At 54.6% G+C, this 26,613-nt stretch carries 31 protein-coding genes; 20 read left to right on the top strand and 11 right to left on the bottom strand.

Going from position 1 to position 26,613, the window contains the following annotated elements:
* Positions 1-84: 84 nt before the first annotated feature.
* Entirely contained in the window at positions 85-1,479 is a 1,395-nt protein-coding gene (locus tag CSC3H3_RS19860; protein WP_245881197.1) for an ATP-binding protein, read from the top strand.
* 43 nt (positions 1,480-1,522) lie between these two features.
* Here the strand turns inward: CSC3H3_RS19860 and CSC3H3_RS19855 are convergent, their stop codons facing one another.
* From CSC3H3_RS19855 to hslV, 4 genes are all read right to left on the bottom strand, one after another.
* Complete coding sequence (locus tag CSC3H3_RS19855) at positions 1,523-2,131, bottom strand: TetR/AcrR family transcriptional regulator (RefSeq protein ID WP_101285956.1); 609 nt, start codon at positions 2,129-2,131, stop codon at positions 1,523-1,525.
* 42 nt (positions 2,132-2,173) lie between these two features.
* Positions 2,174-3,148: an aldo/keto reductase gene (locus tag CSC3H3_RS19850; protein WP_101285955.1), complete on the bottom strand. Its 975-nt coding sequence runs from the start codon at positions 3,146-3,148 to the stop codon at positions 2,174-2,176.
* A 171-nt stretch (positions 3,149-3,319) separates the two neighbouring features.
* Positions 3,320-4,630, bottom strand: a complete 1,311-nt coding sequence (hslU, locus tag CSC3H3_RS19845; protein ID WP_101285954.1) for an ATP-dependent protease ATPase subunit HslU — start codon at positions 4,628-4,630, stop codon at positions 3,320-3,322.
* Positions 4,631-4,702: 72 nt separating this feature from the next.
* On the bottom strand, positions 4,703-5,272 hold the full coding sequence (gene hslV, locus CSC3H3_RS19840) for an ATP-dependent protease subunit HslV (RefSeq protein ID WP_101265401.1): 570 nt from the start codon (positions 5,270-5,272) through the stop codon (positions 4,703-4,705).
* Between the two features lie 222 nt (positions 5,273-5,494).
* On the opposite strand from hslV, the gene hisB reads away from it, so the two are divergent.
* The 9 genes from hisB to CSC3H3_RS19795 all read left to right on the top strand — a co-directional run bounded on the left by hisB (position 5,495) and on the right by CSC3H3_RS19795 (position 10,906).
* Positions 5,495-6,094: an imidazoleglycerol-phosphate dehydratase HisB gene (gene hisB, locus CSC3H3_RS19835; protein ID WP_101265399.1), complete on the top strand. Its 600-nt coding sequence runs from the start codon at positions 5,495-5,497 to the stop codon at positions 6,092-6,094.
* An 85-nt stretch (positions 6,095-6,179) separates the two neighbouring features.
* Entirely contained in the window at positions 6,180-6,608 is a 429-nt protein-coding gene (locus tag CSC3H3_RS19830; protein WP_101285953.1) for a DUF2628 domain-containing protein, read from the top strand.
* Complete coding sequence (hisH, locus tag CSC3H3_RS19825; RefSeq protein ID WP_101265395.1) at positions 6,605-7,255, top strand: imidazole glycerol phosphate synthase subunit HisH; 651 nt, start codon at positions 6,605-6,607, stop codon at positions 7,253-7,255. The genes CSC3H3_RS19830 and hisH overlap by 4 nt, the downstream gene beginning before the upstream one ends.
* Positions 7,252-7,806: a GNAT family N-acetyltransferase gene (locus CSC3H3_RS19820; RefSeq protein ID WP_101265620.1), complete on the top strand. Its 555-nt coding sequence runs from the start codon at positions 7,252-7,254 to the stop codon at positions 7,804-7,806. The genes hisH and CSC3H3_RS19820 overlap by 4 nt, the downstream gene beginning before the upstream one ends.
* Complete coding sequence (gene hisA / locus CSC3H3_RS19815; RefSeq protein ID WP_101265393.1) at positions 7,803-8,531, top strand: 1-(5-phosphoribosyl)-5-[(5-phosphoribosylamino)methylideneamino]imidazole-4-carboxamide isomerase; 729 nt, start codon at positions 7,803-7,805, stop codon at positions 8,529-8,531. Before CSC3H3_RS19820 ends, hisA begins: the two co-directional genes overlap by 4 nt.
* Positions 8,532-8,546: 15 nt before the next feature.
* Positions 8,547-9,308, top strand: coding sequence for an imidazole glycerol phosphate synthase subunit HisF (gene hisF / locus CSC3H3_RS19810; protein ID WP_101285952.1), 762 nt, complete (start codon positions 8,547-8,549; stop codon positions 9,306-9,308).
* Between the two features lie 83 nt (positions 9,309-9,391).
* Positions 9,392-9,724, top strand: coding sequence for a phosphoribosyl-ATP diphosphatase (locus CSC3H3_RS19805; protein WP_101265389.1), 333 nt, complete (start codon positions 9,392-9,394; stop codon positions 9,722-9,724).
* A 36-nt stretch (positions 9,725-9,760) separates the two neighbouring features.
* Positions 9,761-10,132, top strand: a complete 372-nt coding sequence (locus CSC3H3_RS19800; RefSeq protein WP_101285951.1) for a histidine triad nucleotide-binding protein — start codon at positions 9,761-9,763, stop codon at positions 10,130-10,132.
* A gap of 273 nt (positions 10,133-10,405) precedes the next feature.
* The gene (locus tag CSC3H3_RS19795) at positions 10,406-10,906 is read left to right on the top strand and encodes a DUF6314 family protein (RefSeq protein WP_245881196.1); all 501 of its coding nucleotides are present in this window, start codon (positions 10,406-10,408) and stop codon (positions 10,904-10,906) included.
* An 18-nt stretch (positions 10,907-10,924) separates the two neighbouring features.
* On the opposite strand, the gene CSC3H3_RS19790 is transcribed toward CSC3H3_RS19795, so the two are convergent.
* Entirely contained in the window at positions 10,925-11,875 is a 951-nt protein-coding gene (locus CSC3H3_RS19790) for a LysR substrate-binding domain-containing protein (protein ID WP_101285950.1), read from the bottom strand.
* Between the two features lie 111 nt (positions 11,876-11,986).
* On the opposite strand from CSC3H3_RS19790, the gene CSC3H3_RS19785 reads away from it, so the two are divergent.
* The 5 genes from CSC3H3_RS19785 to CSC3H3_RS19765 all read left to right on the top strand — a co-directional run bounded on the left by CSC3H3_RS19785 (position 11,987) and on the right by CSC3H3_RS19765 (position 15,752).
* The gene (locus CSC3H3_RS19785) at positions 11,987-12,406 is read left to right on the top strand and encodes a VOC family protein (RefSeq protein WP_101285949.1); all 420 of its coding nucleotides are present in this window, start codon (positions 11,987-11,989) and stop codon (positions 12,404-12,406) included.
* Positions 12,407-12,774: 368 nt separating this feature from the next.
* Positions 12,775-13,719: a 2-hydroxyacid dehydrogenase gene (locus tag CSC3H3_RS19780; protein ID WP_101265381.1), complete on the top strand. Its 945-nt coding sequence runs from the start codon at positions 12,775-12,777 to the stop codon at positions 13,717-13,719.
* Between the two features lie 251 nt (positions 13,720-13,970).
* Complete coding sequence (locus CSC3H3_RS19775) at positions 13,971-14,441, top strand: GNAT family N-acetyltransferase (RefSeq protein WP_101285948.1); 471 nt, start codon at positions 13,971-13,973, stop codon at positions 14,439-14,441.
* A 263-nt stretch (positions 14,442-14,704) separates the two neighbouring features.
* The gene (locus CSC3H3_RS19770; RefSeq protein WP_101265379.1) at positions 14,705-14,995 is read left to right on the top strand and encodes a phosphoribosylpyrophosphate synthetase; all 291 of its coding nucleotides are present in this window, start codon (positions 14,705-14,707) and stop codon (positions 14,993-14,995) included.
* A 172-nt stretch (positions 14,996-15,167) separates the two neighbouring features.
* A complete protein-coding gene (locus tag CSC3H3_RS19765; RefSeq protein ID WP_101285947.1) occupies positions 15,168-15,752 on the top strand; it encodes a class I SAM-dependent methyltransferase in 585 nt (194 codons plus the stop codon).
* A gap of 352 nt (positions 15,753-16,104) precedes the next feature.
* Here CSC3H3_RS19765 and CSC3H3_RS19760 read toward each other — a convergent pair whose 3' ends face one another.
* From CSC3H3_RS19760 to gshB, 5 genes are all read right to left on the bottom strand, one after another.
* Positions 16,105-17,619, bottom strand: a complete 1,515-nt coding sequence (locus CSC3H3_RS19760) for a YifB family Mg chelatase-like AAA ATPase (protein WP_101285946.1) — start codon at positions 17,617-17,619, stop codon at positions 16,105-16,107.
* 214 nt (positions 17,620-17,833) lie between these two features.
* A complete protein-coding gene (locus tag CSC3H3_RS19755; RefSeq protein WP_101285945.1) occupies positions 17,834-18,127 on the bottom strand; it encodes a hypothetical protein in 294 nt (97 codons plus the stop codon).
* Between the two features lie 143 nt (positions 18,128-18,270).
* Positions 18,271-18,894: a glutathione S-transferase family protein gene (locus tag CSC3H3_RS19750; protein ID WP_101285944.1), complete on the bottom strand. Its 624-nt coding sequence runs from the start codon at positions 18,892-18,894 to the stop codon at positions 18,271-18,273.
* 129 nt (positions 18,895-19,023) lie between these two features.
* The gene (locus CSC3H3_RS19745; RefSeq protein WP_245881195.1) at positions 19,024-20,397 is read right to left on the bottom strand and encodes an alkaline phosphatase D family protein; all 1,374 of its coding nucleotides are present in this window, start codon (positions 20,395-20,397) and stop codon (positions 19,024-19,026) included.
* Between the two features lie 423 nt (positions 20,398-20,820).
* Positions 20,821-21,765, bottom strand: coding sequence for a glutathione synthase (gshB, locus tag CSC3H3_RS19740; protein WP_101265369.1), 945 nt, complete (start codon positions 21,763-21,765; stop codon positions 20,821-20,823).
* A gap of 201 nt (positions 21,766-21,966) precedes the next feature.
* On the opposite strand from gshB, the gene CSC3H3_RS19735 reads away from it, so the two are divergent.
* The gene (locus tag CSC3H3_RS19735; RefSeq protein WP_101285942.1) at positions 21,967-22,677 is read left to right on the top strand and encodes a LolA family protein; all 711 of its coding nucleotides are present in this window, start codon (positions 21,967-21,969) and stop codon (positions 22,675-22,677) included.
* Positions 22,678-23,324: 647 nt separating this feature from the next.
* Entirely contained in the window at positions 23,325-24,005 is a 681-nt protein-coding gene (locus CSC3H3_RS19730) for an EI24 domain-containing protein (RefSeq protein ID WP_101285941.1), read from the top strand.
* A 48-nt stretch (positions 24,006-24,053) separates the two neighbouring features.
* Here the strand turns inward: CSC3H3_RS19730 and CSC3H3_RS25050 are convergent, their stop codons facing one another.
* The gene (locus CSC3H3_RS25050; RefSeq protein ID WP_245881194.1) at positions 24,054-24,326 is read right to left on the bottom strand and encodes a hypothetical protein; all 273 of its coding nucleotides are present in this window, start codon (positions 24,324-24,326) and stop codon (positions 24,054-24,056) included.
* On the opposite strand from CSC3H3_RS25050, the gene CSC3H3_RS19725 reads away from it, so the two are divergent.
* The 3 genes from CSC3H3_RS19725 to CSC3H3_RS19715 all read left to right on the top strand — a co-directional run bounded on the left by CSC3H3_RS19725 (position 24,316) and on the right by CSC3H3_RS19715 (position 26,243).
* Positions 24,316-24,813: a bactofilin family protein gene (locus tag CSC3H3_RS19725; RefSeq protein ID WP_245881193.1), complete on the top strand. Its 498-nt coding sequence runs from the start codon at positions 24,316-24,318 to the stop codon at positions 24,811-24,813. The two genes, CSC3H3_RS25050 and CSC3H3_RS19725, sit on opposite strands and share 11 nt — an antisense overlap.
* Before the next feature lie 3 nt (positions 24,814-24,816).
* On the top strand, positions 24,817-25,455 hold the full coding sequence (locus tag CSC3H3_RS19720; RefSeq protein ID WP_101285940.1) for a hypothetical protein: 639 nt from the start codon (positions 24,817-24,819) through the stop codon (positions 25,453-25,455).
* A gap of 236 nt (positions 25,456-25,691) precedes the next feature.
* Positions 25,692-26,243, top strand: coding sequence for an invasion associated locus B family protein (locus tag CSC3H3_RS19715; RefSeq protein WP_101265359.1), 552 nt, complete (start codon positions 25,692-25,694; stop codon positions 26,241-26,243).
* The last annotated feature ends 370 nt before the right edge of the window (positions 26,244-26,613 follow it).

Here is a 26,613-nt window from a genome sequence, read left to right as displayed (position 1 = left end):
TGACATCATCATGTTAGGCAAAATTTATCTCGCTCTATTTGATGCCGCCGCTTTGATCTGGAGAACCTCTTGGGCTTTCGGCAATTGCTTGCGACAGCGTTCGCACTGAACATTCCGCCTGCTGCCATTCTGGTATTGCTGGCCGCGTCCGACCAGATCGCCTGGGGGCTTGCCGTGGTTGCTGCGGGTGCATCATGGCTGGGCATTGTCGGCCTGCTGCGCATTTATTTCAAGGATCTGCGCGCTGTTGCCCGCTATGCCGCCACCCTGCGGGATCATTTTCGCGGCACCCCGCCGCAGCGCCTGACATTCGAGGCCGCAGCCGAGCTTTCATCGCTTTATACCCAGGTGACAACGGCCTTTCGCGAACGCATCCTGGACCTGGAAGCCCAAACCAGCACCGATGCCGAAATCCTTGACCACCTGCCAAACCCGGTGGTGATGGTGAACCGCCAGCGCACGGTGACCGGCTTTAACCAGGCGGCCAAGTCTTTGTTTCACAACCTTGAAACCGGCTATGACCTGACCCGCTTTATCCGTGATCCCATCCTGCTGGATGCCTTTGATATGGTGTCTTCGGGCCGGCGCAAAATGCAGCATACCGAATTTGTGCTTGCCAGCGACGCCCAGCGCCATTTCGACGTATTGACCGCCCATTTGCCTGCCGAAACCGGCAATCGCAATTTTGTCCTGTCCTTTAGCGACCTGACAGAACTGCGCAAGGTCGAACAGATGCGCGCCGATTTTGCCGCCGATGCCGGCCATGAATTGCGCACCCCGCTTTCGGTGCTGCTGGGTTTCATCGAAACACTCGAAGGCCCCGCCAAGGACGACCCCGATGCCCTTGGCCAGTTCCTGCCGGTGATGCGCGATCAGGCACAACGCATGCAAAGCCTGGTCGAAGACCTGCTGTCCCTTGCCCGGATCGAGCTGAACGAACATACCCCGCCGTCAAGCGATTGCGATGTCACCACCATTATCGAAAAAGTGGCAACGGGCCTCAAGGTCAAGGCGGATGCCAAAAGCATGGCGATCCGGGTAACATCCAACCTGGAAGACACCCACACGATTGGCGAGGAAAAGGAACTGATCCAGGTTTTCCAGAACCTGATCGAAAACGCCATCAAATATGGCCACCAGGACAGCACCGTTGATGTGAAACTGAACCTGGTGAAAAACCCGCCAGCAGCCCTTGCGCGCTATCGCCACAGCCGCATCATGGCCGTATCGGTCTGCGACCGGTCTGATGGTATTGCACGCGAACATCTGCCGCGCCTGACCGAACGTTTTTACCGTGTCGATACCGCCCGTTCCCGCGCGGTTGGTGGCACCGGCCTTGGCCTTGCCATTGTCAAACATCTGGTTCAGCGCCACCGCGGCACCATGACGATTGAAAGCGAAGTTGGCAAAGGGTCTGTCTTCACCGTTTACCTGCCCGCCCGCACAACCGATAACGTCCATAAGCTTTACAGCGCTTAATCACGCCTTAACGATCGACGGACAGATCAGGCTGCCAGCCCGATCATTCCGGCAAGCGTTGCAACCCGGCAAGGATCAGCGACACAACATCCTGCAATGCAGCAAGCTGCTTTTCCGGCGCACCGCCCTTTGCCACCAGGTCCGGGTGGTGATAACGGAATGTCGCATTCAATATCGCCGATGCCGATACGCCCACATCGCCAGCATGGGGCAAGGTGCCGTCTTTAAGCCCGTCTTGCAGAATTTTAATCACCTGGATGCGCAAACGCGCTGAATGTTCCTGTTCAACATCCGGGCTTTCACGCACCACCAGGGCGGCACCTGCCAGCATTTCGGCGTCTTCGGTTACCTTGCGCTGCTTGATCACGGCCAGTTCCACCAGCCATTCCCGCAGGCGCTGATCTGCCGGGCCTGCGTTTTGGGCAATGGCATCAGTCAGGTGTGATACCTTTTCAAGCCAGCGCGCAATCACGGCCGCACGCAAGGCCGCCTTGCTGGGAATGTGGCGATACACATTGCCATGGCTCATATCCATTGCCCGCGCCACATCGGTAACCGTCAATTTTTCCGGTCCAAAACGGCGTAACAATGTCTCTGCGGTATCAAGAATACGGGCATACATATCGCCCGTATCAGTACTGTTTGCTTTCATCCCCGCACCATAATCCGGGGAACTTCCCTGTGTCGAGGGGCTTCACCGCCGCAGCGACATTAACCGGCTTCCCTGCACCTGGTCTGTCGGCAGGGCCTTTTCCATACGGGCCAAAATACCGGCAGGCAATTTCAGGGGGCTGGCAATTGCTTCCTCAAGGCGGGCAAGGGTGCGCGCACCGACAAGGGGAATAATATCCTCTCCCTGGCTTGCCACCCAGGCAATCGCGGCCTGTGCCGGGCTTAATCCTTCCTGCCGGGCAAAATCCTGCAAAACAGCCACCAGCTTGCGGTTGGCTTCAAGGTTTTCCCCCTGAAAACGCGGCAGAATTTTTGATCGCCAGTCTGTTTCGCCAGCGCCAGTACTGCCCGTCAAAAGGCCACGGCCAAGCACGCCATAGGCGGTTATGCCAATCCCCAGTTCCCGGCACAGCGGCAGAATTTCCGCCTCCATATCACGCGAAATGACGCTGTATTCATATTGCAGGGCGGTAATCGGGTGGGTGGCATGGGCCCGGCGGATTATGGCTGCATCCAGGTTGGAAATACCGATATGGCGCACATATCCCTGTTCCACCAGATCCGCCATTGCACCAATTGTTTCTTCAATCGGCACAGTGGGGTCCAGCCCGGTCATGTATAAATCGACATAGTCGGTTTTAAGCCGCTTTAACGAATAGGCCAGCGCGGTTTTCACGGCAGCGGGCCTTGCATCCGTACCAAGAAACGCCCCATCCGGCCCGCGCTGGGCACCAAATTTCACCTGGATGAAAGCGCGGTCACGTTTGTTTTTGCCTGTGCCCTGCAAGGCTTCGGCCAGCAGCATTTCATTATCGCCCATCCCGTAAAAATCACCGGTATCAAGCAGGGTAATGCCCGCCTCCAACGCCCGATCAATGGTTTGCAGGGCATCGGTGCGCACACTGGGACCATAAAAATCCGACATGCCCATGCAGCCCAACCCGATTGCCGAAACAGCCGGGCCGTTACGACCCAGAAAACGGTTAGGAAATGTCATATCAAGGCTCCTGTTTATTGGGGACAGAAGCCAGCTTAACTACAAAAAATAACAAATGACAAATTTTGTTTTTTGTCATTTTCACACACAACACTACCAAAACAAAAGAAGACCAGCACCGAAATGCTGGCCTTCATGATCATCGGACTATCTGTTCGATGTGATCTGACGTCAGAGAATGAATTTCGACAGATCAGCGTTTTTCGAAAGTTCTTCGACCTGATCACGCACATATTGCGCATCGATCACGACCTTCTCGCCGGAGCGGTCGGTGGCGGTGAAGCTGATTTCATCCAGCAGCTTTTCCAGAACCGTATGTAGGCGACGCGCACCGATATTTTCGACCGTTTCATTGACCGATGCCGAAATGCGGGCAATTTCGTCAATGGCATCGTCGGCAAATTCCAGCGTCACGTCTTCGGTACCCATCAGGGCAATATACTGCTTGATCAGCGATGCTTCGGGTTCCAGCAGGATACTGCGGAAGTCAGATTCCGTCAGTGCCTTCAGCTCGACCCGGATCGGCAAACGACCCTGCAATTCCGGCAGCAGGTCCGACGGTTTTGCCAGATGGAACGCACCCGAGCAGATAAACAGCACATGATCGGTTTTAACTGTGCCATGCTTGGTTGAAACCGTGGTGCCCTCGATCAGCGGCAGCAGGTCGCGCTGCACACCTTCGCGTGACACATCGCCACCGCGTTCGGAACGCGCGGTGATCTTGTCGATCTCGTCAAGGAAGACAATGCCGTTCTGTTCGACATTCTCAATGGCTTCGGCCGTCACCTTTTCCATATCCAGAAGCTTGTCGGATTCTTCCTCGATCAGGCGATCAAAGGCATCGGCAACGCTCATGCGTTTGGCTTTGGTCTGGCCGCCAAAGGCTTTGCCAAACATGTCTGACAGATTGAGCATCCCCATCTGCGCACCAGGCATACCCGGCACATCAATGGTCGGCATCGAGGTCGAGGCACTTTCCTGCACCTGAATCTCGATTTCCTTTTCCTGCAACTCGCCTTCGCGCAGTTTCTTGCGGAATTTCTGACGCGTCTCGGCAGAGGCATTATCACCAACCAGGCTGTCGAGAATGCGTTCCTCGGCCTGAAGCTCGGCCTTCGCCGTCACTTTGCGCTTCATCATCGAACGGGTGAGATCGATGGAAACTTCCAGAAGGTCGCGAATGATCTGTTCAACATCGCGCCCGACATAACCGACTTCGGTGAATTTGGTTGCTTCAACCTTCAGGAAGGGGGCATCGGCCAGCTTGGCAAGGCGGCGGGCAATTTCGGTTTTACCCACCCCGGTCGGGCCGATCATAAGGATGTTTTTGGGCAGAACTTCGCCGCGCATCGGCTCGGTCAATTGCTGGCGGCGCCAGCGGTTGCGCAGAGCCACCGCGACAGCGCGCTTGGCATCTTTCTGGCCGATGATATGGCGATCAAGTTCTGAAACAATTTCGCGCGGGCTGAATTGCTGTGTCATGTATTTTGGTCCGGTTTGTAACGCGATAATCCCCTTAATGGGCAATCATTGCGCAGATGACAGACGTCTCGCTCAGGCGACGTCCTTTGCCTCATCGATTTTTTCAAGCGTAACATTGCCGTTGGTATAAACGCAGATATCACCGGCAATCTTCATGGCCCGGCGGGCAATTTCTTCGGCATCCATGTCCTGGTCAATCAGGGCACGGGCCGCAGACAGGGCGTAATTGCCACCCGACCCAATGGCAATGATGCCGTCTTCGGGTTCAAGCACATCGCCCATGCCGGTCAGAACCAGTGAAATATCACGGTCAACAACGGCCATCATCGCTTCAAGGCGCCGCAGGTAACGATCCGTGCGCCAGTCTTTTGCCAGTTCGACACAGGCCCGCATGGTCTGGCCGGGGTGGCGTTCCAGTTTGGCTTCCAGCCGTTCAAGCAGGGTAAAGGCATCGGCGGTGGCCCCGGCAAAGCCGACAATAATGTCCTGCTTCTGGCCGATACGGCGCACCTTGCGGGCATTGCCCTTGATCACGGTCTGGCCAAGGGACACCTGCCCGTCGCCGGCAATCACCACCTGGTTGCCTTTGCGAACGGAAAGAATCGTCGTCCCGTGCCAGCTTTGCTGCGATTGATCGCTCATGAAAACTTCCTGAAATTGGCCTTTGCTTGTTCGGGTCAAGAGTTAGCACGTAGAGTGTCAGGGTCAAGGGGCAGGGCAGCAAGCAGCCAAAACCACACACCCTTTTTTACCGCCAGTTATTTTTGCGGCCATTGGGTATGCGGTTAAACTGGCAATTCAGATGCGATGTTGCTAAATAACCTGCTGACAGACGCATTGATTTTGCAGGAAAGGAGCCTTTGCATGCGCAAGGCCCGCGTAGAGCGCAACACCAACGAAACCCGTATCACCGCCGAGGTCAATCTTGACGGTACCGGTGTCTATGACATCAAAACCGGTGTGGGTTTTCTGGATCACATGCTTGAACAGCTTTCACGCCACAGCCTGATGGACCTGACGGTTCGCGCCGAAGGCGACCTGCATATCGATTTCCATCATACCACCGAAGATTCCGGCATCGCGATTGGCCAGGCCTTTGCCAAGGCCCTGGGCGATAAAAAAGGCATCACCCGTTACGGAAGCTGCCTTCTGCCGATGGACGAAGCCCTGACCCGTGTTGCCCTTGATATTTCCAGCCGCCCTTACCTGATCTGGAATGTCACCTTCACCCGTGACAAAATCGGCGATATGGACACCGAACTGTTCCGCGAATGGTTTCAGGGGTTTGCCCAGGCGGCCGGCATCACGCTGCATGTCGAAAACCTGTATGGTGAAAATAATCACCATATTATCGAAAGCAGCTTCAAGGCGCTGGCACGTTCGCTGCGCGATGCGATCGAAATTGATCCGCGCAAGTCCGATGCCATTCCGTCGACAAAGGGTGTTCTGGGCGGGTCACTTTAAACGCCCTGTTTCCCGGCCTGCTTATCAGGCCAATCCATCCCGGTGGTGCCGTATCGGCGGTGCCGGGGCGAAAGTCTGAATTTCGATGAAGGTTTATACCGTTCATATCAACCCCGGCCATGCCGATCCGATCGAGGATGCCGTGCTGGTCCGTGAAGGTTTCAACTTCTGGGCGTTTCTGCTGACGGGCCTTTGGGCCCTGTTTCACCGGCAATGGCTGGCCTTTATCTGCCTTCTGGTGGTGTCAGGGCTGGTCAATCTGGCGATATATCTGGCCAATGGCGGCCCGGAAATGGAATTTCTGCTTAATATCGTAATTTCCATCGGTTTTGGCCTTGTTGCCAATGACCTGCACCGGCGCAAGCTGGCAAAGCAGGGCTGGAAAATGGTTGATATCATTGCCAGCAGCAGCGAAAGAGACGCCCTGTACCAATATGTGCACCGGGCGGTAAAAACGACTGCCATCACCCCGACCCCTGTTTCGTCCTATTACGGGAGCATCCCCACCCCATGACCGTCGCGATCATTGATTACGGTTCAGGCAATCTGCGTTCTTGCGCCAAAGCATTTGAGCGTGCAGCCCGCGAAAACAACCTTGCCATTGATGTTGTCGTCACCGATGACCTGCATCATGTAAGGGATGCCAGCCATATCGTGTTGCCCGGCGTCGGGGCCTTTGCCGATTGCCGTGCCGGCCTTGACGCCGTGGGCGGCATGGTTGAACTTCTGCATGAACAGGTCATTGAAGGTGGCAAACCCTTTATGGGCATTTGTGTTGGTATGCAGTTGATGGCCAAAGTCGGCCGGGAATTTGCCAATACCGATGGTCTGGGCTGGATTGACGGCGAAGTAGTTGCCATTGAACCAGATGATCCCGCCCTTAAAATTCCGCATATGGGCTGGAACGAATTGCGCCTGGACGATGCCGGGGCAGATCACCCGGTTTTAAAAGGTATTTCCAGCGGTGATCACGCCTATTTTGTCCATAGTTTTCACATGCGTATTGCCACCCCGTCACAACGGCTGGCCAGCGTGGATTATGGCAGCGAAATTACCGCCATTGTCGGCCGCGACAATATGATCGGCACGCAGTTTCACCCTGAAAAAAGCCAGAAAACAGGATTGACCCTGATCGGGAATTTCCTGGGATGGAAACCATGAGCGGACCCAGCGTCACCATGAGCCCGAATGTTTTTGCCGAACATGTCACCGATCTTTCCCCCGGTGATCTGTCCGATATCGTTGATGCCTGCATCCAGGCGATTGTTGAAGGGGGCGGCTTTGGCTGGCTGACCCCGCCCGGTCGCCCGGAAATGGAAAAATACTGGCGTGGCGTTCTGATCATGCCGGGCCGGCATCTGTTTGTATCGCGGGTTGATGGGGTTATTTCAGGGGCGGCACAGCTTCTTGAAACGCCATCGAACCTGGAATCGCAGCGCCATTCCGCGCAAATTACCGGGCATTTCGTGGCCCCCTGGGCACGCGGCGGCGGCAACGGCAAGGCCATTGTGCGCGCGATTGAATATTTCGCCCGCCAGCAGGGCTACAGCGTGCTGAAACTGGACCTGCGCGAAACGCAAAAAGCCGCCATCGCCCTTTATCACAGCATGGGATATGTCCGCTGGGGCATTAACCCCTATTACGCCATGATCGACGGCAAAATGGTCGAAGGCTATTACTACACCAAGAAAATACAGGAAGCAGAACAGTGAACCTTTATCCGGCAATCGATCTGAAAGATGGCGCCTGCGTTCGCCTGTTACGCGGCGACATGGACAAGGCCACGGTCTTTAACAATGATCCCGGCAGCCAGGCTGGCGAATTTGTCGATAAAGGGTGCCATTGGGTCCATGTGGTTGACCTGAACGGTGCCTTTGCTGGCGAACCGGTCAATGGCGCTGCGGTTGATTCCATTCTGGCTGCTGTCGGCGAACGCGCCAAGGTGCAGCTGGGCGGTGGCATCCGCAATATGGAAACCGTCGATTACTGGTTAAACAAGGGTGTGCACCGTGTAATTCTGGGCACCGTTGCCCTGCGCAATCCTGAACTGGTCAAGGAAGCCTGCGCAAAATGGCCGGGCCGGGTTGCTGTTGGCATTGATGCCCGTGATGGTTTTGTCGCGGTTGAAGGCTGGGCCGAAACATCGGAAATCACCGCCTTGGAACTGGCGCAGAAATTCGAAGATTGCGGTGTATCGGCCATCATCTTTACCGATATTGACCGTGACGGTGCCATGGGTGGCCCCAATATCGAATCAACCGTTGCCCTGGCAAAGGCGATTTCAACCCCGGTTATCGCATCGGGCGGGGTTTCATCGCTTGATGACCTTCTCGCCGTCAAGGCGCAGGCCGATGCCGGGATTGATGGCGCCATTTCGGGCCGTGCCCTTTATGATGGCCGCATTGACCTGGCCGAAGCCATTGCCGCACTGGCATAACGACAGGAAGCCGACATGCTGAAAACCCGTGTGATACCCTGCCTGGACGTTAAAGACGGTCGCGTGGTCAAGGGTGTGAATTTTGTCGATCTGATCGATGCTGGCGACCCGGTCGAACAGGCCCGCATCTATGATGCCGAAGGCGCAGACGAACTTTGTTTCCTTGATATCACCGCATCAAGCGACAATCGCGACACCATTTTTGATGTGGTCGCCCGTACGGCCGAAGCCTGCTTTATGCCGGTAACGGTGGGCGGGGGTGTGCGCACACTCGAGGATATCCGCAAATTGCTACTGGCCGGGGCAGATAAAGTCTCGATCAATACTGCTGCGGTCAATAATCCCGACTTCGTGCGCGAAGCCGCCCGCAAATTTGGCTCGCAATGCATCGTGGTTTCGATTGATGCCAAATCAACCGGCCCGGACAGCTTTGAAATTTTCACCCATGGAGGTCGTAACGCTACCGGAATAGATGCCGTTTCTTTTTCGAAACAAATGACGGAATATGGCGCTGGCGAATTGCTGGTCACCTCCATGGATCGCGATGGCACCAAGTCTGGTTTCAATATTCCGCTGACCCGCACCATTGCCGATGCTGTATCCGTCCCTGTTATCGCATCAGGCGGTGTCGGCACACTTGACCATATGGTTCAAGGGGTTACCGAAGGTCATGCCTCCGCTGTGCTGGCGGCATCCATCTTCCATTTTGGCACCTATCGCATTCGTGACGTCAAAAATCACATGAAGGCAGCCGGGCTTCCGGTGCGCGACGCATAACATTTCGAAAATAGAACGTTTTTCGAATATGGTAATTTATGGATTGTTTGCCAAGGGGCAAAACAACAGGCAGGACGGGAAAAATGACCACAGCACTTAACGGCGAAATCCTGGACCGTTTGTTTGAAACGGTTGCCGCGCGCAAGGGTGCCAACCCCGACGAAAGCTATACCGCCAAACTGTTTAGCAAAGGCACACGCAAAATCGCCCAGAAAGTGGGCGAAGAAGGCGTTGAAACCGTGATTGCCGCCCTGGCCGAAGGCCCGGAAAACGTGGCATCCGAAAGTGCCGACCTGCTTTATCATCTGATGGTGTTGTGGGCGGATCAGGGTGTTAAACCCGATGATGTCTGGAATATCCTTGCCAAACGTGAAGGCATTTCCGGTATTGCCGAAAAGGCATCACGTAGCGAATAATCCGGGTTATATCCCGTCTTTTTCAGGAGAATCCCGATGGCGATCAAAGCCTACGACCCCGAAAACATTTTCGCCAAAATCCTGCGCGGCGACATTCCCTGCAACAAGGTATTCGAGGATGACCACGTTCTGGCCTTCCACGACATTGCCCCGCAGGCGCCGACCCATATTCTCGTCATTCCCAAGGGTTCCTATACCTCCTATGACGATTTTGCCGAAAATGCCTCGGACGCCGAAATTGTCGCCTATACCCGCGCGATTGGCAAAATCTCGGCAGCGGCCGGTGTGGTCGAGGATGGCTATCGCCTGATCGCCAATACCCGCGATCATGGCCGCCAGGATGTGCCACACCTTCATGTGCACATTATCGGTGGCACCAAACTGGGCCTGATGCTGCCCAAAGACTAAATACCGCGATCCCGGTGCATCCCGCCCACGATTTACAGGCGGGCAGGGCCGCTATCCGGTTCATTGGCTTTTAAATGGCATGTCCCTGGTTTTAAATCACACATGCCATTTTGATATCAAAACAAAACCGGCGCATTTCCCGGCAGCACCCAGCCTTCTCACTCGTTACCTTTGCTGTTTGTGCCTGTCAGGCCAACTGATTCATCACAAAAGCACTTATTTTCAGCGCGTTAACGCCAATCACCTGTTCCTGCCGAAAATTGAAAGCCCGTTATGGCCCAGCAGCCCGACTTTCCCGCCCGCCGCATTTTCACCAGCCTGCAAGGGACTTGGGCGCTTGAACGCGCCATGGGGGAAATGGGCCAGTTTAGCGGCAAAGCGCGCTTTTTCATCGCACCTGACAGCGCAGAAAACACCCTGCGCTATCGCGAAGAAGGGGTTTTACATCGCCAGGATGGGCAAAAGTTTGACGGTTACCGCGAATATGATTTTGTCCTGCAGGGCGATGCCATTGAAATGCTGTTTCGCGACCCGGTCAGTTTTGGCAATCGCTATGTGCTGCTGAATTTCAGCCAGAATGCACCGGGCGATGCTGCCAATAACCCCGAGGATTCCTTTGCTGCGCAGGATCATCATCCTTGCGGCAATGATTTGTATCATCATCGCATGTTCTGGTATGACGATGATCATTTCGAAACCAGAATTAAAGTCGTTGGTCCCAACAAAGATTACGAATTACACACCGTTTATCGCAAGCTTGAAGGGCAGGGATAAACGATATATGCCAACAACTTAACGGCCTTCATTCCCGCCTGATCCTGCTTCGTACAGCAGCCATTGGCGAAAAGCCGTTATTTCCGGGTCATGCTGCCGGTTTTCATCGCAAATCAGGTAATAGGCATCGCTGGCCTGCAAGGTCCCGTCATGGACAATTTCCAAATCCCCCTTTGCCAGGGCCGGTTCGATCAGGATACGGGGCAGCAGGGCAATGCCCATGCCGCTTTTGGCGGCCTCGATCAGCATGAAGAAATGCTCAAACCCCAACCCCGGCTCGCCGTGGATCACCACATCATTAACCTGCGCCCATTGGTGCCAGGCCCGCGGGCGGGTCGTATGCACCAGACGGGGAAAGCGCGATAAAATATCCGCATCCGCCCCGGTTAAACGGGCATGATCCCGGATATCGGCAGAAACCAGCCCCGGTGCGGCCACAACAACCTGTTGTTCTTCCAGTATTTTAAAGCTGGCAAAGCCCGGCCAGTGGCCATTCCCAAAATACAGCCCCACATCCATCTGATGCACACCCAGATCCGGCATCCGGTCCGGGGTAGCAAAATTCAGCGACAGGGTTTCAATAACCGGGCGAATTTTGGGAAATTCATTTTGAAACCGTGACAAACGCGGGATCAGCCACACCGTCGCCAGGGTAGGCAGGGCACCAATCACCAGTTTCCGATCCGATCCCCCATGGGTCAAAAGATCAAGGGTGGCGGCCTCGATCCCGTCAAACGCCTTTTGCAGGGCCGGTAAATAGGCGCGCCCGGCCTCGCGCAGGGTTAATTGCGGGCCATTGCGATCAAACAGAGTAATGCCTAACCGAGCCTCCAGATTGGCGACCTGCTGGCTGACCGCACCGGGTGTTACCGATAATTCGGATGCAGCCCTGGCAAAGCTGCCCAGCCGGGCCGCCGCCTCAAAGGCGCGCAGGGCATTTAAGGACGGGGTAGCAGGGCGCAACGCCATAGCAATAGTTTTCCTGATGATATAAGCAGAACTTCTGACTTTTTAGCCATTATCATTCTGATTTACAGTCTGACAAAGCGATTATCATTAATTTTTCTGGAAATTGAAGCCATGAAAATCCCGCCATTTCATTTGGCCTTCCCGATCAAATCAATTGCCGATACCCGCGCCTTCTATATTGGCATCCTGGGATGTGACGAAGGCCGTTCGACGGAAAACTGGATCGATTTTGACTTTTTCGGCCACCAGCTTTCAGCCCATGTCCGCCCCGAAGCCGGGCAGAATGCCGGTAACGGCACGGTTGATGGCGATGCTGTACCCATTCCCCATTTTGGCGCAGTGCTGGAATGGCAGCAATGGCACGACCTGGCCGACCGCCTGAAAAATGCCGCTGTCGCCTTCCTGCTGGAACCCAAAATCCGCTTTGTTGGTGAACCGGGTGAACAGGGCACATTTTTTGTCACCGACCCGGCTGGCAATGGTCTGGAATTCAAAACCTTCCGCGACCCGGCGATGATCTTCGCCCACTAATCGATCTTTGCCGCCGCGCGGATCGGGCTTTTATCTCCCGTCGCGCGGCAGTTTCCTGATTCAGGGCTTAACCAGCACCAGTTGCCTCTGCCCATCCATACAAGAAAGTCACCCCGTATTGCCTGCGTTGATGGCAAAGGCTTCTCTGACTGTCGCAAGCCCCACCGCCTTTAGCTGTAAGGCAGGCAACGCAGCGACCCGTGGCTAACAACCAGATAATCCAGGCCGGGGCGAAATTACGCGTATGACAGCCGAAAAACCGGCAAAAAACATGGATTTGGGGAACGCTGCTGCCCCAAATGCGTTATAAATTCACATCCCGATAACAAATCAGGGCCTGGCCCCTGCAACAAAAAAGGAGAGCAGCCATGCCTGCGTCTGCCCCATGCAAAATCCTGATCGCCGCACAGGGCGACGAAACCCGCTGGAAAAAGGCAATGACGGCCCGGCTGCCCGACGCCACCATCTATTCCCAGGACGAGGATTATGATCCCGCCGAAATCGATTATGCCCTGTTATGGAAACAGCCCCAGGGCATGATCAAAAGCCTTGAGAATGTGCGTGCCATTTTTTCGCTTGGCGCGGGGGTTGAACATGTGCTTTCGGCCCCGTCACTGCCGGTAAATGTGCCGATTGTTCGACTGGAAGATGCCGGCATGGCCCAGCAGATGATCGAATATCATGTCTATGCGACGCTGCATTTCATGCGCGATTTTGACCATTACCTGCGCCACGAAAAAGAAGACGACTGGCACCCCCACGACGTGGCCGAAATCAGCGATTTTCGCGTTGGCGTGATGGGGCTGGGCGCATTGGGGGCTGCGGTCGCCACCAAGCTTTCCGATCTGGGCTTTAGTGTTTCAGGCTGGAGCCGCCGGATGAAAGCGATTGAAAATGTCGCCACCTTTGCCGGGGACGAAACGCTGGATGAATTTCTGGGTCAGACCGATATTCTGATCTGCCTGCTGCCGCGCACGCGCCAGACTGAAGGGCTGCTTGATAGTGCGCGCATGTCAAAACTGCCTGCAAATGCCGCCATTATCAATGCATCACGCGGTGCCGTCATTGTCGAGGAAGACCTTTTGCGTCTGGTCGATATGGGCCATCTGCGTGGTGCCTTCCTGGATGTTGCCTGCAACGAACCTCTGCCCAAAGGTCATCCTTTCTGGAACCACCCGAAAATCCGCCTGACGCCGCATATCGCCGCTGCCACCCGTATCGGCCCGGCCGTCAACCAGATTGCCGAAAATATCGCCCGTATCGAAAAGGGCGAAACACCCGCTGGTCTGGTTGATCGCGATACCGGCTATTAATCACAGGCTTTGCCAAAAACCGCGATCGGCCAAACTGCCAACGCGGTTTGACACCTACCTGGCATGTCCCCCTGCGACGTAATCGTGGCAGGGAGTATTTTATGACGGTGCAAACAGGACATGCATTATGTGGCAAATCCATGCTTAACGCCTGCTGATATGCCCGCAACCACAAAAACCCGGTTTTTGATGGATGAGCGCGGGCAAAATTCCTACAAGATGGGCAGATCATTATTTTGCAGGGGAATGCCATGACCAGCCCGGTCTTTCGTTTTGCCGTCCGATCCGATCTTCCTGCCATTGTCGCCCTGCTGGCCGATGATGAAAAAGGCAAAACCCGCGAAGATTTCACCGATCCGCTGCCAGATGTTTATTACAGGGCGTTTGACGCCATGGAATCGACTTCCAGCGAGGCCCTGCCCAACAAATATCTGCTTGCTGTTCTGGGTGACGATATTGTCGGTTGCCTGCAACTGACCCTGATCCCCGGCCTGTCGCGGCAGGGCCGTTTGCGCGCCCAGATCGAAGGGGTCCGGGTTTCCTCAAAACATCGTGGCCACAAAATTGGTGAAGCCATGATCCTGCAGGCAATTGAAATGTCCCGCGCACTTGGTGCAACGTTGATGCAATTCACCACCGATAAAAGCCGCGGCGATGCCCACCGCTTTTATGAAAGACTGGGGTTTGTTGCCAGCCACGAAGGCATGAAGCGCGAACTTTAGGGTTCAAGCCCGAATCTGTCCTGAAAACCAGCCGGTTTGGGCAGGTTTACCCCTCTTTCTGGTGCTCTGGCTGGTCTTAAAGGCTCTTTTCCTGCCAATTCCGGCTATATCGGCCCGGTTATCGGTAATTTCTTGCATTTTTAACGCGATCAACAGGCCAATGCCACAATTCGGGCGCAGGATGGCTGTTCTCGGCGTGCCGGGAACACATGGCACGCTGCAACGTTTGCAAAAGACACCGCAACAAGCCAGAGGAGAGCGTTATGAACCTGTCAGAGCTGCAGGATAATGCCGTAGAGCATGGTTTCACCCATAGCTTTGTCTGCACCGAAAGCGGTGTACAGCGTGATGGGGATGGCCCGGTCTATCCGGTCAAGGATCTTCGCATCGTTCACAGCAGCAGCGTTGATACCGGAACCGACCCCGGCGATGATGCCACCATCTATATGATCGAGGCCGCCGATGGCAGCAAAGGCACCCTGATCGTCCCGGCCAGTTTTTATGCCGATCCGACCAAGGCAAAAATCGTCGATCAGCTTTTGCACCGGCACTAGGACTTGCAATGGCCGACTGGCACCTGCCGGAAGGTGCAGCGGCAAAGGCCATGAAAACGGCATAAAAAGCAGTGAGTTTGCCGCAAAATCACCACCTTCTATCGACCATATGAGAGCGCATCATAACGAACGCTGAGCGGTGCCCGCCGCTGCCGGAAGGATGGAAAACCCTATGTCCGATTTGTTGCCGTTTTTACGCGCCTGGGTCGCCGATCCCAGGCGTGTTGCCGCAATCAGCCCATCCGGGTCAGCCTTGACAGAGCTTATGACCCGTGAAGTCGACCCCGAAAATGGACCTGTTCTGGAACTTGGCCCCGGAACGGGTGTTTTTACCCGTGCGCTTTTGGCCCGTGGCCTGGATCAGCGCGACCTGACCCTGATTGAAGCCGGTCAGGATTTTGCCCATACCCTTGCCGCGCGCTTTCCCCAGGCGCGCGTGGTTTGCATGGATGCAACCCGCCTGGGCAAAGCCAACCTTTATCCTGAACAAAACCTTGGCACCGTGATTAGCGGCCTGCCGATGCTCTCTATGAATCCGCGTCAGGTGATGGGCGTGCTTGATGGTGCGTTTCGCTATATCCGGCGCGGCGGCTATTTTTATCAATTCACCTACAGCCCGCGCTGCCCGGTTCATTCCAGCATATTGAACCGCCTTGGTCTTAAAGCTTCGCGCGTTGGCCACACCATGCGCAATGTCCCACCTTCGGGCGTCTATCGCTTTTCGCGCCTGGATGACGAAGAAAACTGGTTTGGCTGATCTGACCTGCCCAAAATCAACCACAACCAAATTCAAACCTGTTCCCGTTTTCCCACCACCGCCCGCCTGATCAAAATCAAAACCAGACCCACCCCATCAATCATCACAGGTCCGCTCACCGGCCAACCCATTGTCGTGCCAATTCCAAATTGATTCCTGATTGACGGGCGGCCAGAGTGAAAGCGCTTTCACTCTGTATGTGCCGATGTTCGCCCCAGATCATTTTCACCTGATTGAGCGAACTGACGCCGCACCAAAGCATCAGGAAAGGGGCATTTAAAACCCCAACATTGCCGGAAAAACCTGCAACAGTGCGGCCACTTCCCACCCTGTCACGGTTAATCACCCGGTATCAGCGGCGATAAACCATCTGACGATACATCAGGGCCTCAGCAATATGGATGCGCAGGACGACATCACTTTCGGCAAGATCGGCAATGGTGCGGGCCACCCGCAAAATACGGTGATACCCACGGGCCGATAGCCGCAGCCGTTTTGTCGCATCCTGCAGCAGGGTCCGGCCTTCTTCATCTGGTGTGGCGTGGCGGGTTAAAACCTCGCCATCGGCCATGGCATTGCAGCTTACCTTGCGATCATCGCGATAACGCTGTTGCTGGCGCGCACGCGCAGCCAGTACGCGGCTGCGCACGGCTGCCGTGGTTTCGCCATTGGCCGGGGCATCAAGTTCCTCGGCGCTGACGGCGGGAACCTCGATCTGGATATCAAACCGGTCAATCAGCGGGCCGGAAAGGCGGTTCTGGTAATCCTCGCCACAGCGCGGGGCGCGGCTGCAAGCCATGCTTTCATCGCCCAGATACCCGCACCGGCACGGATTCATCGCTGCGACCAGTTGCACCCGGGCCGGGTAGGTGACATGGGCATTGGCGCGTGCAACCGAAACCTGCCCCGTTTCCAGCGGCTGGCGCAAAGCATCCAGCACGTTGCGCTGAAATTCGGGCAATTCATCCAAAAACAGCACCCCGTGATGGGCCAGCGAAATTTCGCCCGGCCGTACCCGGTGCCCGCCGCCCACCAATGCCGGCATGCTGGCAGAATGGTGCGGGGTCCGGTAAGGACGCTGGCGAACCAGCCCGCCTTCGGGCAAGGTGCCCGATACCGAATGGATCACGGTGCTTTCAAGGGCCTCAGCTGCTGAAAGGTCTGGCAGAAGGCCCGGCAAACGCGCCGCCAGCATTGATTTCCCCGAACCGGGCGGCCCATTCATCAAAAGGTTATGGCCGCCAGCCGCCGCAATTTCCAATGCGCGCTTGGCACTTTCCTGCCCCTTGATATCGCGCAGATCGGGCTGGTCTTCAAAAAGTGAAAGCGCTTTCACTTCTACCGGGCGCGGTAAAATCTGGCTGCCTTTGAAATGATTGATCAGGGAAATCAGGCTGGGGGCAGCCAGAATATCCAGGTCCCCCGCCCACAGGGCTTCGCTGCCATTGGCCTTGGGACAAATAATGCCCAATGCCTGGCTGGCCGCCTGCATGGCTGCAGGCAAAACGCCACCCACCGGTGAGATTGAGCCATCAAGCCCCAATTCGCCCAAAACCACCCAGGATGAAACATCTTCAAGGCTGATAACATTCATCACCGCAAGCAGGCCAAGGGCAATGGGCAGGTCAAAATGCGAACCTTCCTTTTGCAAATCCGCCGGGGCAAGATTGATGGTGATGCGTTTGGGCGGCAGGGACAAACCCATGGCCGACAGCGCCGAACGCACCCGTTCGCGGGCTTCGGATACCGCCTTGTCAGGCAGGCCAACAATGGTAAAGGCAGGCAACCCGCTGGCCATTTGGACCTGAACATCCACCGCAATGGTTTCGATGCCGGCAAAGGCCACGGTTGTTACATGTGCGGTCATGATGCTGCCTGTCTGATCCCCAAGACGCCTACTTTGGCGTCAAAAACGATCACAGGCAACCAGCACGTGCAATTTTGAAATGCTTTGCAAGGAGCACCTGGTTTCCCGGCAAACGCGAGATCACATCAGAATATGTCCGATAAATCTAAATCCGGGATTTTTGACCGCGATCAGTGCTAAAATTCACATTTCAGGATTATTCAAATAATCCAGATCAGGAATTTTTATCCGTTTCGATATTTGCATCTTCAGCATCGATATCGGTATCGGCTTCTGCTGCATCATCCGCAACCTGGTCTTCCGGGCGGGGTTGCAAAAATTCCTTGCGGCAGGGCACGGCTTTACCTTCGACCACGGTCCAGCCGAAATTGCGCATTTTACCAAAGCTGGCGCGTTTCATGGTAATGCCGCTGGCCTTGTGCACACGGACTTCATCGGGGTTTTCACCCTTGATTTTCTTTGCCTTCGCCCAGGCACGTTCACGTACGGCGCGGGAAATTTCAGTCATGTGATGATCCAATCATTGCGTGCGGCAAAATGCTGGCGCCCTGTATACCCGATTTTGCCCGTTACGACAGACGCTTTATCGTAAACCCTGCTCAAACCCGGCGCACAGCCAATGAAAACCGGGCAGCCAGGCCCTGTTGGTGGTTATTTTGGCAGATAAAACCGTGTTTCAACCATTGCCGGGCGCTGCCCAATGGTTTCGCGCCAGGCGGCAAGGTTAGCGGGCAGGGGAAACTGTTTTTCATCGGGCCAGCGAAAAGCCAGATATTCCAGTGCGGATGCCACCGAAATTTCGCCAATACCGGGCAGATCGGCATTTAAAATATCGATCTGATCATTCAGGGCTGCAAGACCAGCGGTAACGGCATCGGCCTGCCGGTTCATGACAAAATCGGATCGTTCGTTTTCCGGGCGCTGCTGGTCAGCAAACAGGCGGCCGGTTGCCGTCATGATGCCATCGGCAAGGGCCTGTAATTGCAATGCCCGCCAGCGGCTGGGCCCGGCAATGGGAAACAGGCGCCGGTCGATTTTGCCGTGGCTGCGGGCTTCTTCATCAAGAAAATCGCAAATAACGCCGGATTCAAAAATAACCTGGCCATCATTGCTTACCAGGGTTGGCACCTTTGCCAGCGGGTTGATCGCGCGCAGCTTTTCATCCGTCCACGGATTGATCAGGATTTCATCGACAGTACCGGCAAGGCCCAGTTCGCGCAGGCAGATGCGGACTTTGCGGGCAAAAGGCGAGGTAAAGGAGAAAAACAGGCGCATGTCAGATCCTGGGCTTTATTCAAATGGGACGAAATAGGCGGGCAGTGCAAAAGCAGCGTGTCAGCAGACAACATCACCCATCATGGCGCAGCAGCCTTTACAGGATGATAATGGCAGCCAACAGACATGTCAGATTTCCAGATCGGTGCTGAGGCCGGAATCCTCCAGCCGCCAATTGGCGCGCCAGGCGGCCTGATGGCGGGTTAATAACAGATAATTGCGTTCTGCCACATAAATGGAGGATTTACCCGGCAATGGACATAGCCGCGTGGGCCGCCCGGGCAGCGGATTTTCCCCCAGCCAGGCCAGAAAACCAAGACAGTGGGCAAACATGCCCGGTGGGGCCTGATGGGCAATGCCCGATGCCACCAATTGATGCACCACGCGCGATCGAATTTCAAAAACGCCGCGTGTCGCCAGATGAATTTCGCCCGACAGAATGGTGATGTCGTGATCACCTTCATTGGCAAGATTTTCAATCAGTTCAAGAAAACGCCGCCATTCCTGGCGATGGGCGCGGCTTTGCCACTGGTCGCGTAAATCATCTTCGTATTTTTGGGATTGCGGCATGATCCGCAAAATCGCTTCGACCACCGAAAGACGCGGGCCAATCGCCGGGACGCTGGACATTAAAAGCACCCGGTTGGTGGCGGGAATATCGCGCACCATTTTTTCAAGGGTTTGCCAACCCACATCGCCCATCAGGGCATCACGCCGGCGTTCGGACCGCAGATCAGGGGCAATGATGCTGATACCAGGATAATCATATCGCCAGCCAAAAGATTGGGCGCTGCGATCATAAATACCATCGGGCATATCGCGGCCATCGGGCGCGATGCACAGTTGCATCAGCATGAAGGCGTAACGCGCGGCTTCAAACATGCCACGGGCAACTTCCATTTCCTGAAACCCGCCGGGATGACTGCCCCAGCCATCAAAGATATCGTGATCATCCCACATCATGACCGAGGGAACACGTGCCATCAGATAGGCGATCTGGGGCAGGGAATAAACGGTCAGATAATGATCAAGATAGAATTTCAAAACCGCGTCAGCCATATCGCCGCTATAGGCCATCGCGCGTTTTTCGCGGGTTGATGCCTTTTGAAAAGTTTCGATTTTGGCATGGCAATGCCAGACATTATCGGCATAAATCTGATCACCCCCATGCAGCAGCAGCGAAAGCGGCTGTAGATCATGGCGGTCGCATAAATCAGCCCAAAGGGCATTGCGTTCTTCTATCGGGCGGTCAAGGTCGCCTTCTTCCTGACCATTGCAGGAGACAAAGGCAAGGCCGACTTCATCGCCAAAATCGGTGGAAACGGGGAAATGCTGGCCGCCAAGTTCGTACCAGGCACCGGCCTGTTGCGGCAGGCCAAAATCATAGCGCCAGTACACCCGATCAAATTTTTCGGCCAGCCGAACCGGTTGAACAGCGCCAGTCCCCATCGGGGATAAAAGCGGCGGCGAGATATCGGAACGGGTGATGACAAGGGCCGCCATTCGGGCAGTTCCGGCATGACAACCCCGACCAAACAAAAATGGTCCTGCCAGCCAATCGCCTGAAATATCGTCACTTGCCGTACTTGCCGCGTTCATATTGCTGCCTTTTCGCAATGAAGCCAAAGCCCCGGAACAGGTGATACGCCCAAAACCGGCAGGAAGTTCCGTAAAAACAGGAAGTTTGCCTGCCCTTGCCCCACAGCCTGCCCGCTGCCTGTGACATAATCGTGGCAAATCGCAGCGATATTAAACCGCGCAAACAATATGTTAGCAAAAGCTTGAGCCCATATTGGCCGTCCGTACCCGACATTTGCGCATAAACAAAAGCCCCTTTGACCAGCAAAACTGAATCAAAGGGGCTTTGTATTAGGGCCAGCACAGGGGCGGGCCAAAATTGGCGATGTGATCGTTATGAAAGGCGCATTAAGAAAGGCGCGTTTCAATGGCATCCCAAATCAGGGATTCCAGTTTGGAACCGTCAAAACGGTTGATTTCCTGAAGGCCGGTGGGCGAGGTAACGTTGATTTCCGTCAGGTAATCGCCAATCACATCAATGCCGACAAAGATCAGATCACGTTTTTTAAGTTCCGGGCCGATGCGTTCGCAAATTTCGTTTTCACGATCGGTCAGCATCGATTTTTCAGCAACGCCACCAACATGCATGTTCGAGCGGGCTTCACCCTCGGCCGGAACACGGTTGATCGCGCCAACCGGCTTGCCATCGACCAGAATGATGCGTTTGTCACCTTTGCGCACAGCGGGCACATAGGCCTGAACCATCAGCGGTTCGCGCGATTGTGCGGCAAACAGTTCAACCAGGGACGCAATGTTTTCATCATCGGGTTTAATGTGAAAAACACCCGCGCCGCCATTCCCGAAAAGCGGCTTTACGATCAGGTCTTTATGCTGCTTGCGGAAATCACGGATCCGGTCAATGGACCGTGTGATCATGGTCGGCGGCATCAGATCGGGAAATTCGGTAACAAACAGCTTTTCCGGTGCATTGCGAACATGGCCGGGATGGTTGACCACAAAGCTTTCCGGGTGGACCGCCTCGAGCAAATGGGTGGCGGTAATATAGTTCATGTCAAAGGGCGGGTCCTGGCGCATCAGGATCACGTCGGTTTCACGACCAAGATCAATGATCTTTGCTTCACCAAGGTCGTAATGGTTGCCTGCTTCGTAACGCAGGACCATCGGCCGGACCTGTGCCTTGACACGGCCCTGGTCGTAAAACATGTCGTCAGGGTGGTAGTGATAAAGCTGATAACCACGTGCGAGGGCTTCAAGACCCATCACAAAGGTCGAATCACCCTTGATATTGATATCTTCAACCGGGTCCATCTGGATGGCTACAATACGGCTCATCTTCCGGGTATCTCCTTGTCGCGGAGGCCAATTCAGGCAATTTTCCGCCAATTGTGATCATTTGCAGGCATTGCTTGACCGGGCTGGCCTTGAACGCCAAATGATGCGATACGTTAATAGTTTGATGAAATTACTATCACCTGCCATCGGCTTTTCGCAATCGCCATTGCGTCAAGCGGTTCTGACAAACAGGCTACTTAAATGGGTTTAAATTTGCGCTTCGCCACGACTGCCAGAAAACTTGCATCCGCCGTTCGTCCGCTTGCGGTAACCACCCTTTTGGCCGGTGCGGCCATCACGGGTTTACCTTTTGCCGGAACAGGCATACTTGCCCCGGCCAGTGCACAGGCAGCCGACAGCGTAACCCTGACCAGCGACCAGCAACAGGATGTTTCCCGGATCGAGGATTACCTGAACGGGATCACCACGCTGAAGGCCGATTTTGTCCAGATTTCATCGGATGGCGGGGCCGCCAAGGGCGAACTTTACATGCAGCGGCCGGGCAAGATGCGCTTTGAATATGCGCCGCCCTCGCAAATCCTGCTGGTCGCAACCGGGCATGATTTCATTTATTATGACAAGGAAATCAACGCACCAACCTATTTTGACATTGATGAAACCCCGGCCGGGCTGATCCTGGCTGATAATGTTTCGCTGAGCCGCGATGTCAAAATCATCGATTTCCGCCGTACGGCCGAAACCATCCGTATCAAGCTGATCCGTAAATCCGACCCCGGTGCTGGCAATGTGACCCTGGTTTTCCAGGATAATCCAATGCAGTTGCGCCAGTGGGTGGTCGAGGATGCAACCGGTATTGAAACCACCGTGACCCTGTTCAATGCCGAAGAAGGCATGAAACTGGATCAAAGTTTGTTTGAATTTAAACGTATCTGGATTGGCCGGGGTAACTAGGCCAACACCAGCACAGGCGCAATGATTTAAAACCCGGCCTGGCAAAATATACCTTACATTGAAAAACATACGTAAAACGGGGCGCTGCATACAGACAGCCCCGTTTTTTATTGGGCACATGAAATGCCCGGTTAACTGACCGTTTTTTCGTTGCCATGCGTTAAATTAATAGCCGCCATGTCCTGCGCGATACTGGTAATTGCGCACCCATATTCCCATATCCTTTGTTGTCACAAGGCTTCCTCATTTTCAGGAAGACCAGTGTGAGGAAGCGGTTTCCCCTACCGTTCCTCACGCTCCAGACTGATGGAGCGCTGGCGTCCGGTTACCCCCCTGGCCGGGCGCCTTTTTTTGTCCGGATTCCCGCGATTTTCAAGCAAACGGGTGGTATGAAGCACCCGCGTCCCCCATTCCCCAGGCCATGAAACAGCAGATGTTGCGATTTTCCGGCGCAAGTTCGCCTGAAAGTAACGATTATTTGCATCTTTTCGGGGTTATTGGCAAAAGTGGGGGCGGGCTTCACCGGCTGTTAATTTTAATTGCCTATCACCATAGAGCGTGATGAAAATTGCCCGCCTTTCCGCCCGGATCGGGCCGGAAATGGTAATTGGCACCCGTCAGATGAAAACAGGAACCGACCCGAAAAAATGATCAATGATTTCATGAAATCCCTGGCCCAGTTTTCGGACCCCCGATTTCGCCGTGTGGTTCTGATCGGGGTTGGCGGTGCGATTGTCACCATACTGGCCCTGTGGGGCGTTATTGGTTTCGCCCTGAATTCGATTGATTTTTTCACCAATGGCGGCTGGCTTGAAACCGCTATTGACTGGCTGCTTGGTGTTGGCCTGGCGGTTCTGGTTTTGCTGTTATTCCCGTCGGTTACGGTTCTGATCAGCAGCCTGCTGCTTGACCAGATCGCCGAAGCGGTTGAAGAAAAGCATTATCCGCACCTGCCGCAACCCCGCCACCAACCGTTTCTTGAAGCACTGATCAGCGGGCTTAAATTTGCGCTGACCGCCCTTTTGCTCAATATCCTGATTTTGCCGCTGCTGGTTCTTGGCCCGGTTTATGTCATCGCCTTCTATGCGATGAACGGTTATCTGCTGTCGCGCGAATATTTTGAACTGGTGGCAGCACGCCGCTTTGATGTTCCAACCATGACCGCCTTTCGCAAACGCCGACAGATGAAACTTTGGATCGCCGGTGTGGCCCTGACATTTCTGATGACCATTCCCATCGTCAACCTGGTTGCGCCGATCATTGCGACGGCCTTCATGGTGCATTATTCCATCCGTCTTGGCGCCTTCCAGCCCGGTGTGGCCGCCTGACACGTCTGAAAACAAACCCGTTTTTCGTTACAACCCACCTTAATGGCGCTACCTCTCGCCAGAAACTGCAAGACAAGGATTGATCAATCCCATGTTCGGTAAGAAAAAAGCCAACAAAACAGTCGACAGCAGACCCGCTTCGTCGGATACATCTTTGGAACCGGAAGTTACCGGCGCGAAGAATGAAGCACCGACCCCCGGGCCGGAGGTAAGCGCAGCATCATCGCCGGCAAACAAACCGGAAGATACACCTGAAAAACGCAGTGAGCCGCGCCTGTTCACCCAGACGCGCACCAAGGATGAACCCGCAATGTCCAGCAAACCGCATTCCACCAACTTCCGCCCGGAAATTCCGAAACGTCCGTTGGAAATTCCGACCCGTGGCAGTGCAAACCGCCCGAGCACCCCGGTTTCCAACAACGAAGGCAAAAAGCTGACGGTTGGCCGGGATATCCGCCTGTCGGGTGAAATCGGTTCATGCGACATTCTGGTTGTTGAAGGCCATGTCGAAGCCCAGATCAATGACTGCCAGCGCATTGAAATTTGCGACGGCGGCACGTTTGTTGGCACCGTCACGGTTGATGAAGCCGAAATCAGCGGCAAATTCCAGGGCGAGCTGAACGCACATCGCGTTTCCATTCTGGGAACTGCTGAAATTCAGGGTTCGATCAATTACGGCAGCATGCAGGTTGCCAGCGGTGCGCAGATCAAGGGCACCCTTGATTATGTCGAAAGCATCGATGATCCGGCACTGCGCCAGGCACCGTCTGCCGCGATTACCATTCCGCGCAAAAGCGACGATTCCTGATCCGTGCGCGCCGCATCGATCTTAAAAGACCTGCCTGAATTTTCCGGGATGCTGTCCATCAGCGCCCGGAAAAGGCTGGGTGCTGTTTTATCCGCAATCGGGCTTTCGGTGATGCTGGCCGCCTGTGCTGGCAATGCGGTTGCACCTGGTGCCACAAATAATGATTACGGCAAAAATACCCTGAAAGGGGCGTCCTATAGCGACGCAATAACGCCGGATTACAAATCATCTTCCAAAACCGCTGCTGCGAAAAATGCCGAAACGCCTGAAAAGGCCAATAACCAGGCAGCTTCGCTGGCCGCGCGCAAACCCCCGCTAAAACCGGCAAAACCGGTAAAGCCCAAGGAAACGGCATCCATTCCCTTTGTGCAGATCAAGGCGGCTTCGCTTGCCAATCTTGATGGCAAAAAGGTTGAAGCCAAGCTGGGCAAACCGGAAATGCAGCGCGGCGAAGGTGCGGCAAAGGTTTGGCAATACCGGTCTGAGCGCTGTGCGCTTGATGTTTTCTTTTATCCGCAGGGTACGAGCAAGGAACCGGTTCTGGTGCATATGCTTGCGCGCCTGCGCAACGGCGAAGACAAAATCGAGCTGCAGGATTGCCTGGACGAGATCGTAAAATCCCGGCAATCGCATTCCGGGTAAATATCTGCTGGGCAGATACATCCGCCAATAGTGAAAAAGCTGTGATTCCTTGGTCGAATCTTTACCTTTCCACGCCACATTGATGGGTAATGATTTATTCGGTTTATAATGTGATGAAAATGGACCCTGCAAAACCGGCCTTCTGGCTGGATTTTCCATTTTGATCGCAATGTACGCCTGTTGGCTTTTTGCCAACACCAAGATCCTGATAACCACAGATTAGTTACGCGGATACCATGGAAAAAGCAGTACATCGTCTCGTCAAAAGCACACTTCTTGGCGCAATTGCCATGATGGTGTCAGTGACCAGCAGCAGTTCAGCCTTTGCGCAGAATTCCCCGGAATTGATCGACGTTTACAATAAGTGGGAAGCCTATACCTATACCGAGAAAGGCAAAAAGGTTTGCTATATGGGCAGCCAGCCGACATCGGCCAAAGGTGACTATAACAAGCGCGGCAAAATTTACGTGATGGTCACGCATCGTCCCGCCCTGAAACTGTTTAACGAAGTCAGCTTTATCACCGGGTATACCTACAAGAAAAACAGTGAAGTCGATGTTCAGGTCGATTCGAATCGTTTTAAACTGTTTACCTATGATGATTCAGCCTGGGCCGTGAACAGCGAAGAAGACCGCAAGTTGGTCAAGGCAATGAAAGCAGGCGTCAAGATGACGGTTGTTGGCTATTCATCCCGTGATACAAAAACCACCGACAGTTATTCCCTGTCTGGTTTTACCGATGCCTATAACGCGATTTCAAAGGCTTGCGGCACCAAACCGGTAAGCTGACGCGCGATCAAACCTGGATGTTGGCAGTTACCCGGCTTCATCCATCAAGGCAGGTCCCCTTTGGTCCTGCCCTGGCCTGATGGCAGCAATGTGAAATTTATCGTTTATAAATATCAGCCGCTCCGCTATATGCGGGGCGACTGTTTTTTGGACCAGGCTGCCAGTGCCAACTGATATGTTGCAGGGCAGGGGTCATAACACCGATATTCCCGCGAAATTTGCATTGGCAAATCTCATGCCCATATCAGGCAGGAATTGAATATGTTATGGCTAGCCTTTGCTGGCACCCCGCAGCAGCCAGGCCATAAAAACAAAACACCCCTTGCCAGACAAGAGAGAGACCGGAATGACCGACAGCGATGTCTTACGC

This window comes from Thalassospira marina (genome assembly GCF_002844375.1).
GTDB classification, from domain to species: Bacteria; Pseudomonadota; Alphaproteobacteria; order Rhodospirillales; family Thalassospiraceae; genus Thalassospira; species Thalassospira marina.
Note: the sequence above shows the minus strand (reverse complement) of the source record. Positions and strands in the feature narration are given on the sequence as shown.

What these genes read in the sequence shown, in the direction of transcription:
- CSC3H3_RS19805 (WP_101265389.1), top strand. Translation starts at nt 9,392, where the DNA reads ATGACCACAGCACTTAACGGCGAAATCCTGGACCGTTTGTTTGAAACG.
- CSC3H3_RS19725 (WP_245881193.1), top strand. Translation starts at nt 24,316, where the DNA reads ATGTCCAGCAAACCGCATTCCACCAACTTCCGCCCGGAAATTCCGAAA.
- CSC3H3_RS19745 (WP_245881195.1), bottom strand. Translation starts at nt 20,397, where the DNA reads ATGGCGGCCCTTGTCATCACCCGTTCCGATATCTCGCCGCCGCTTTTA.
- CSC3H3_RS19795 (WP_245881196.1), top strand. Translation starts at nt 10,406, where the DNA reads ATGGCCCAGCAGCCCGACTTTCCCGCCCGCCGCATTTTCACCAGCCTG.
- CSC3H3_RS19770 (WP_101265379.1), top strand. Translation starts at nt 14,705, where the DNA reads ATGAACCTGTCAGAGCTGCAGGATAATGCCGTAGAGCATGGTTTCACC.
- hisH (WP_101265395.1), top strand. Translation starts at nt 6,605, where the DNA reads ATGACCGTCGCGATCATTGATTACGGTTCAGGCAATCTGCGTTCTTGC.
- CSC3H3_RS19755 (WP_101285945.1), bottom strand. Translation starts at nt 18,127, where the DNA reads ATGACTGAAATTTCCCGCGCCGTACGTGAACGTGCCTGGGCGAAGGCA.
- CSC3H3_RS19830 (WP_101285953.1), top strand. Translation starts at nt 6,180, where the DNA reads ATGAAGGTTTATACCGTTCATATCAACCCCGGCCATGCCGATCCGATC.
- CSC3H3_RS19715 (WP_101265359.1), top strand. Translation starts at nt 25,692, where the DNA reads ATGGAAAAAGCAGTACATCGTCTCGTCAAAAGCACACTTCTTGGCGCA.
- CSC3H3_RS19790 (WP_101285950.1), bottom strand. Translation starts at nt 11,875, where the DNA reads ATGGCGTTGCGCCCTGCTACCCCGTCCTTAAATGCCCTGCGCGCCTTT.
- CSC3H3_RS19765 (WP_101285947.1), top strand. Translation starts at nt 15,168, where the DNA reads ATGTCCGATTTGTTGCCGTTTTTACGCGCCTGGGTCGCCGATCCCAGG.
- CSC3H3_RS19775 (WP_101285948.1), top strand. Translation starts at nt 13,971, where the DNA reads ATGACCAGCCCGGTCTTTCGTTTTGCCGTCCGATCCGATCTTCCTGCC.
- CSC3H3_RS19785 (WP_101285949.1), top strand. Translation starts at nt 11,987, where the DNA reads ATGAAAATCCCGCCATTTCATTTGGCCTTCCCGATCAAATCAATTGCC.
- CSC3H3_RS19735 (WP_101285942.1), top strand. Translation starts at nt 21,967, where the DNA reads ATGGGTTTAAATTTGCGCTTCGCCACGACTGCCAGAAAACTTGCATCC.
- hslV (WP_101265401.1), bottom strand. Translation starts at nt 5,272, where the DNA reads ATGAGCGATCAATCGCAGCAAAGCTGGCACGGGACGACGATTCTTTCC.
- CSC3H3_RS19780 (WP_101265381.1), top strand. Translation starts at nt 12,775, where the DNA reads ATGCCTGCGTCTGCCCCATGCAAAATCCTGATCGCCGCACAGGGCGAC.
- CSC3H3_RS19850 (WP_101285955.1), bottom strand. Translation starts at nt 3,148, where the DNA reads ATGACATTTCCTAACCGTTTTCTGGGTCGTAACGGCCCGGCTGTTTCG.
- gshB (WP_101265369.1), bottom strand. Translation starts at nt 21,765, where the DNA reads ATGAGCCGTATTGTAGCCATCCAGATGGACCCGGTTGAAGATATCAAT.
- CSC3H3_RS19760 (WP_101285946.1), bottom strand. Translation starts at nt 17,619, where the DNA reads ATGACCGCACATGTAACAACCGTGGCCTTTGCCGGCATCGAAACCATT.
- hisB (WP_101265399.1), top strand. Translation starts at nt 5,495, where the DNA reads ATGCGCAAGGCCCGCGTAGAGCGCAACACCAACGAAACCCGTATCACC.
- hslU (WP_101285954.1), bottom strand. Translation starts at nt 4,630, where the DNA reads ATGACACAGCAATTCAGCCCGCGCGAAATTGTTTCAGAACTTGATCGC.
- CSC3H3_RS19800 (WP_101285951.1), top strand. Translation starts at nt 9,761, where the DNA reads ATGGCGATCAAAGCCTACGACCCCGAAAACATTTTCGCCAAAATCCTG.
- CSC3H3_RS19730 (WP_101285941.1), top strand. Translation starts at nt 23,325, where the DNA reads ATGATCAATGATTTCATGAAATCCCTGGCCCAGTTTTCGGACCCCCGA.
- CSC3H3_RS19750 (WP_101285944.1), bottom strand. Translation starts at nt 18,894, where the DNA reads ATGCGCCTGTTTTTCTCCTTTACCTCGCCTTTTGCCCGCAAAGTCCGC.
- hisF (WP_101285952.1), top strand. Translation starts at nt 8,547, where the DNA reads ATGCTGAAAACCCGTGTGATACCCTGCCTGGACGTTAAAGACGGTCGC.
- CSC3H3_RS19855 (WP_101285956.1), bottom strand. Translation starts at nt 2,131, where the DNA reads ATGAAAGCAAACAGTACTGATACGGGCGATATGTATGCCCGTATTCTT.
- CSC3H3_RS19820 (WP_101265620.1), top strand. Translation starts at nt 7,252, where the DNA reads ATGAGCGGACCCAGCGTCACCATGAGCCCGAATGTTTTTGCCGAACAT.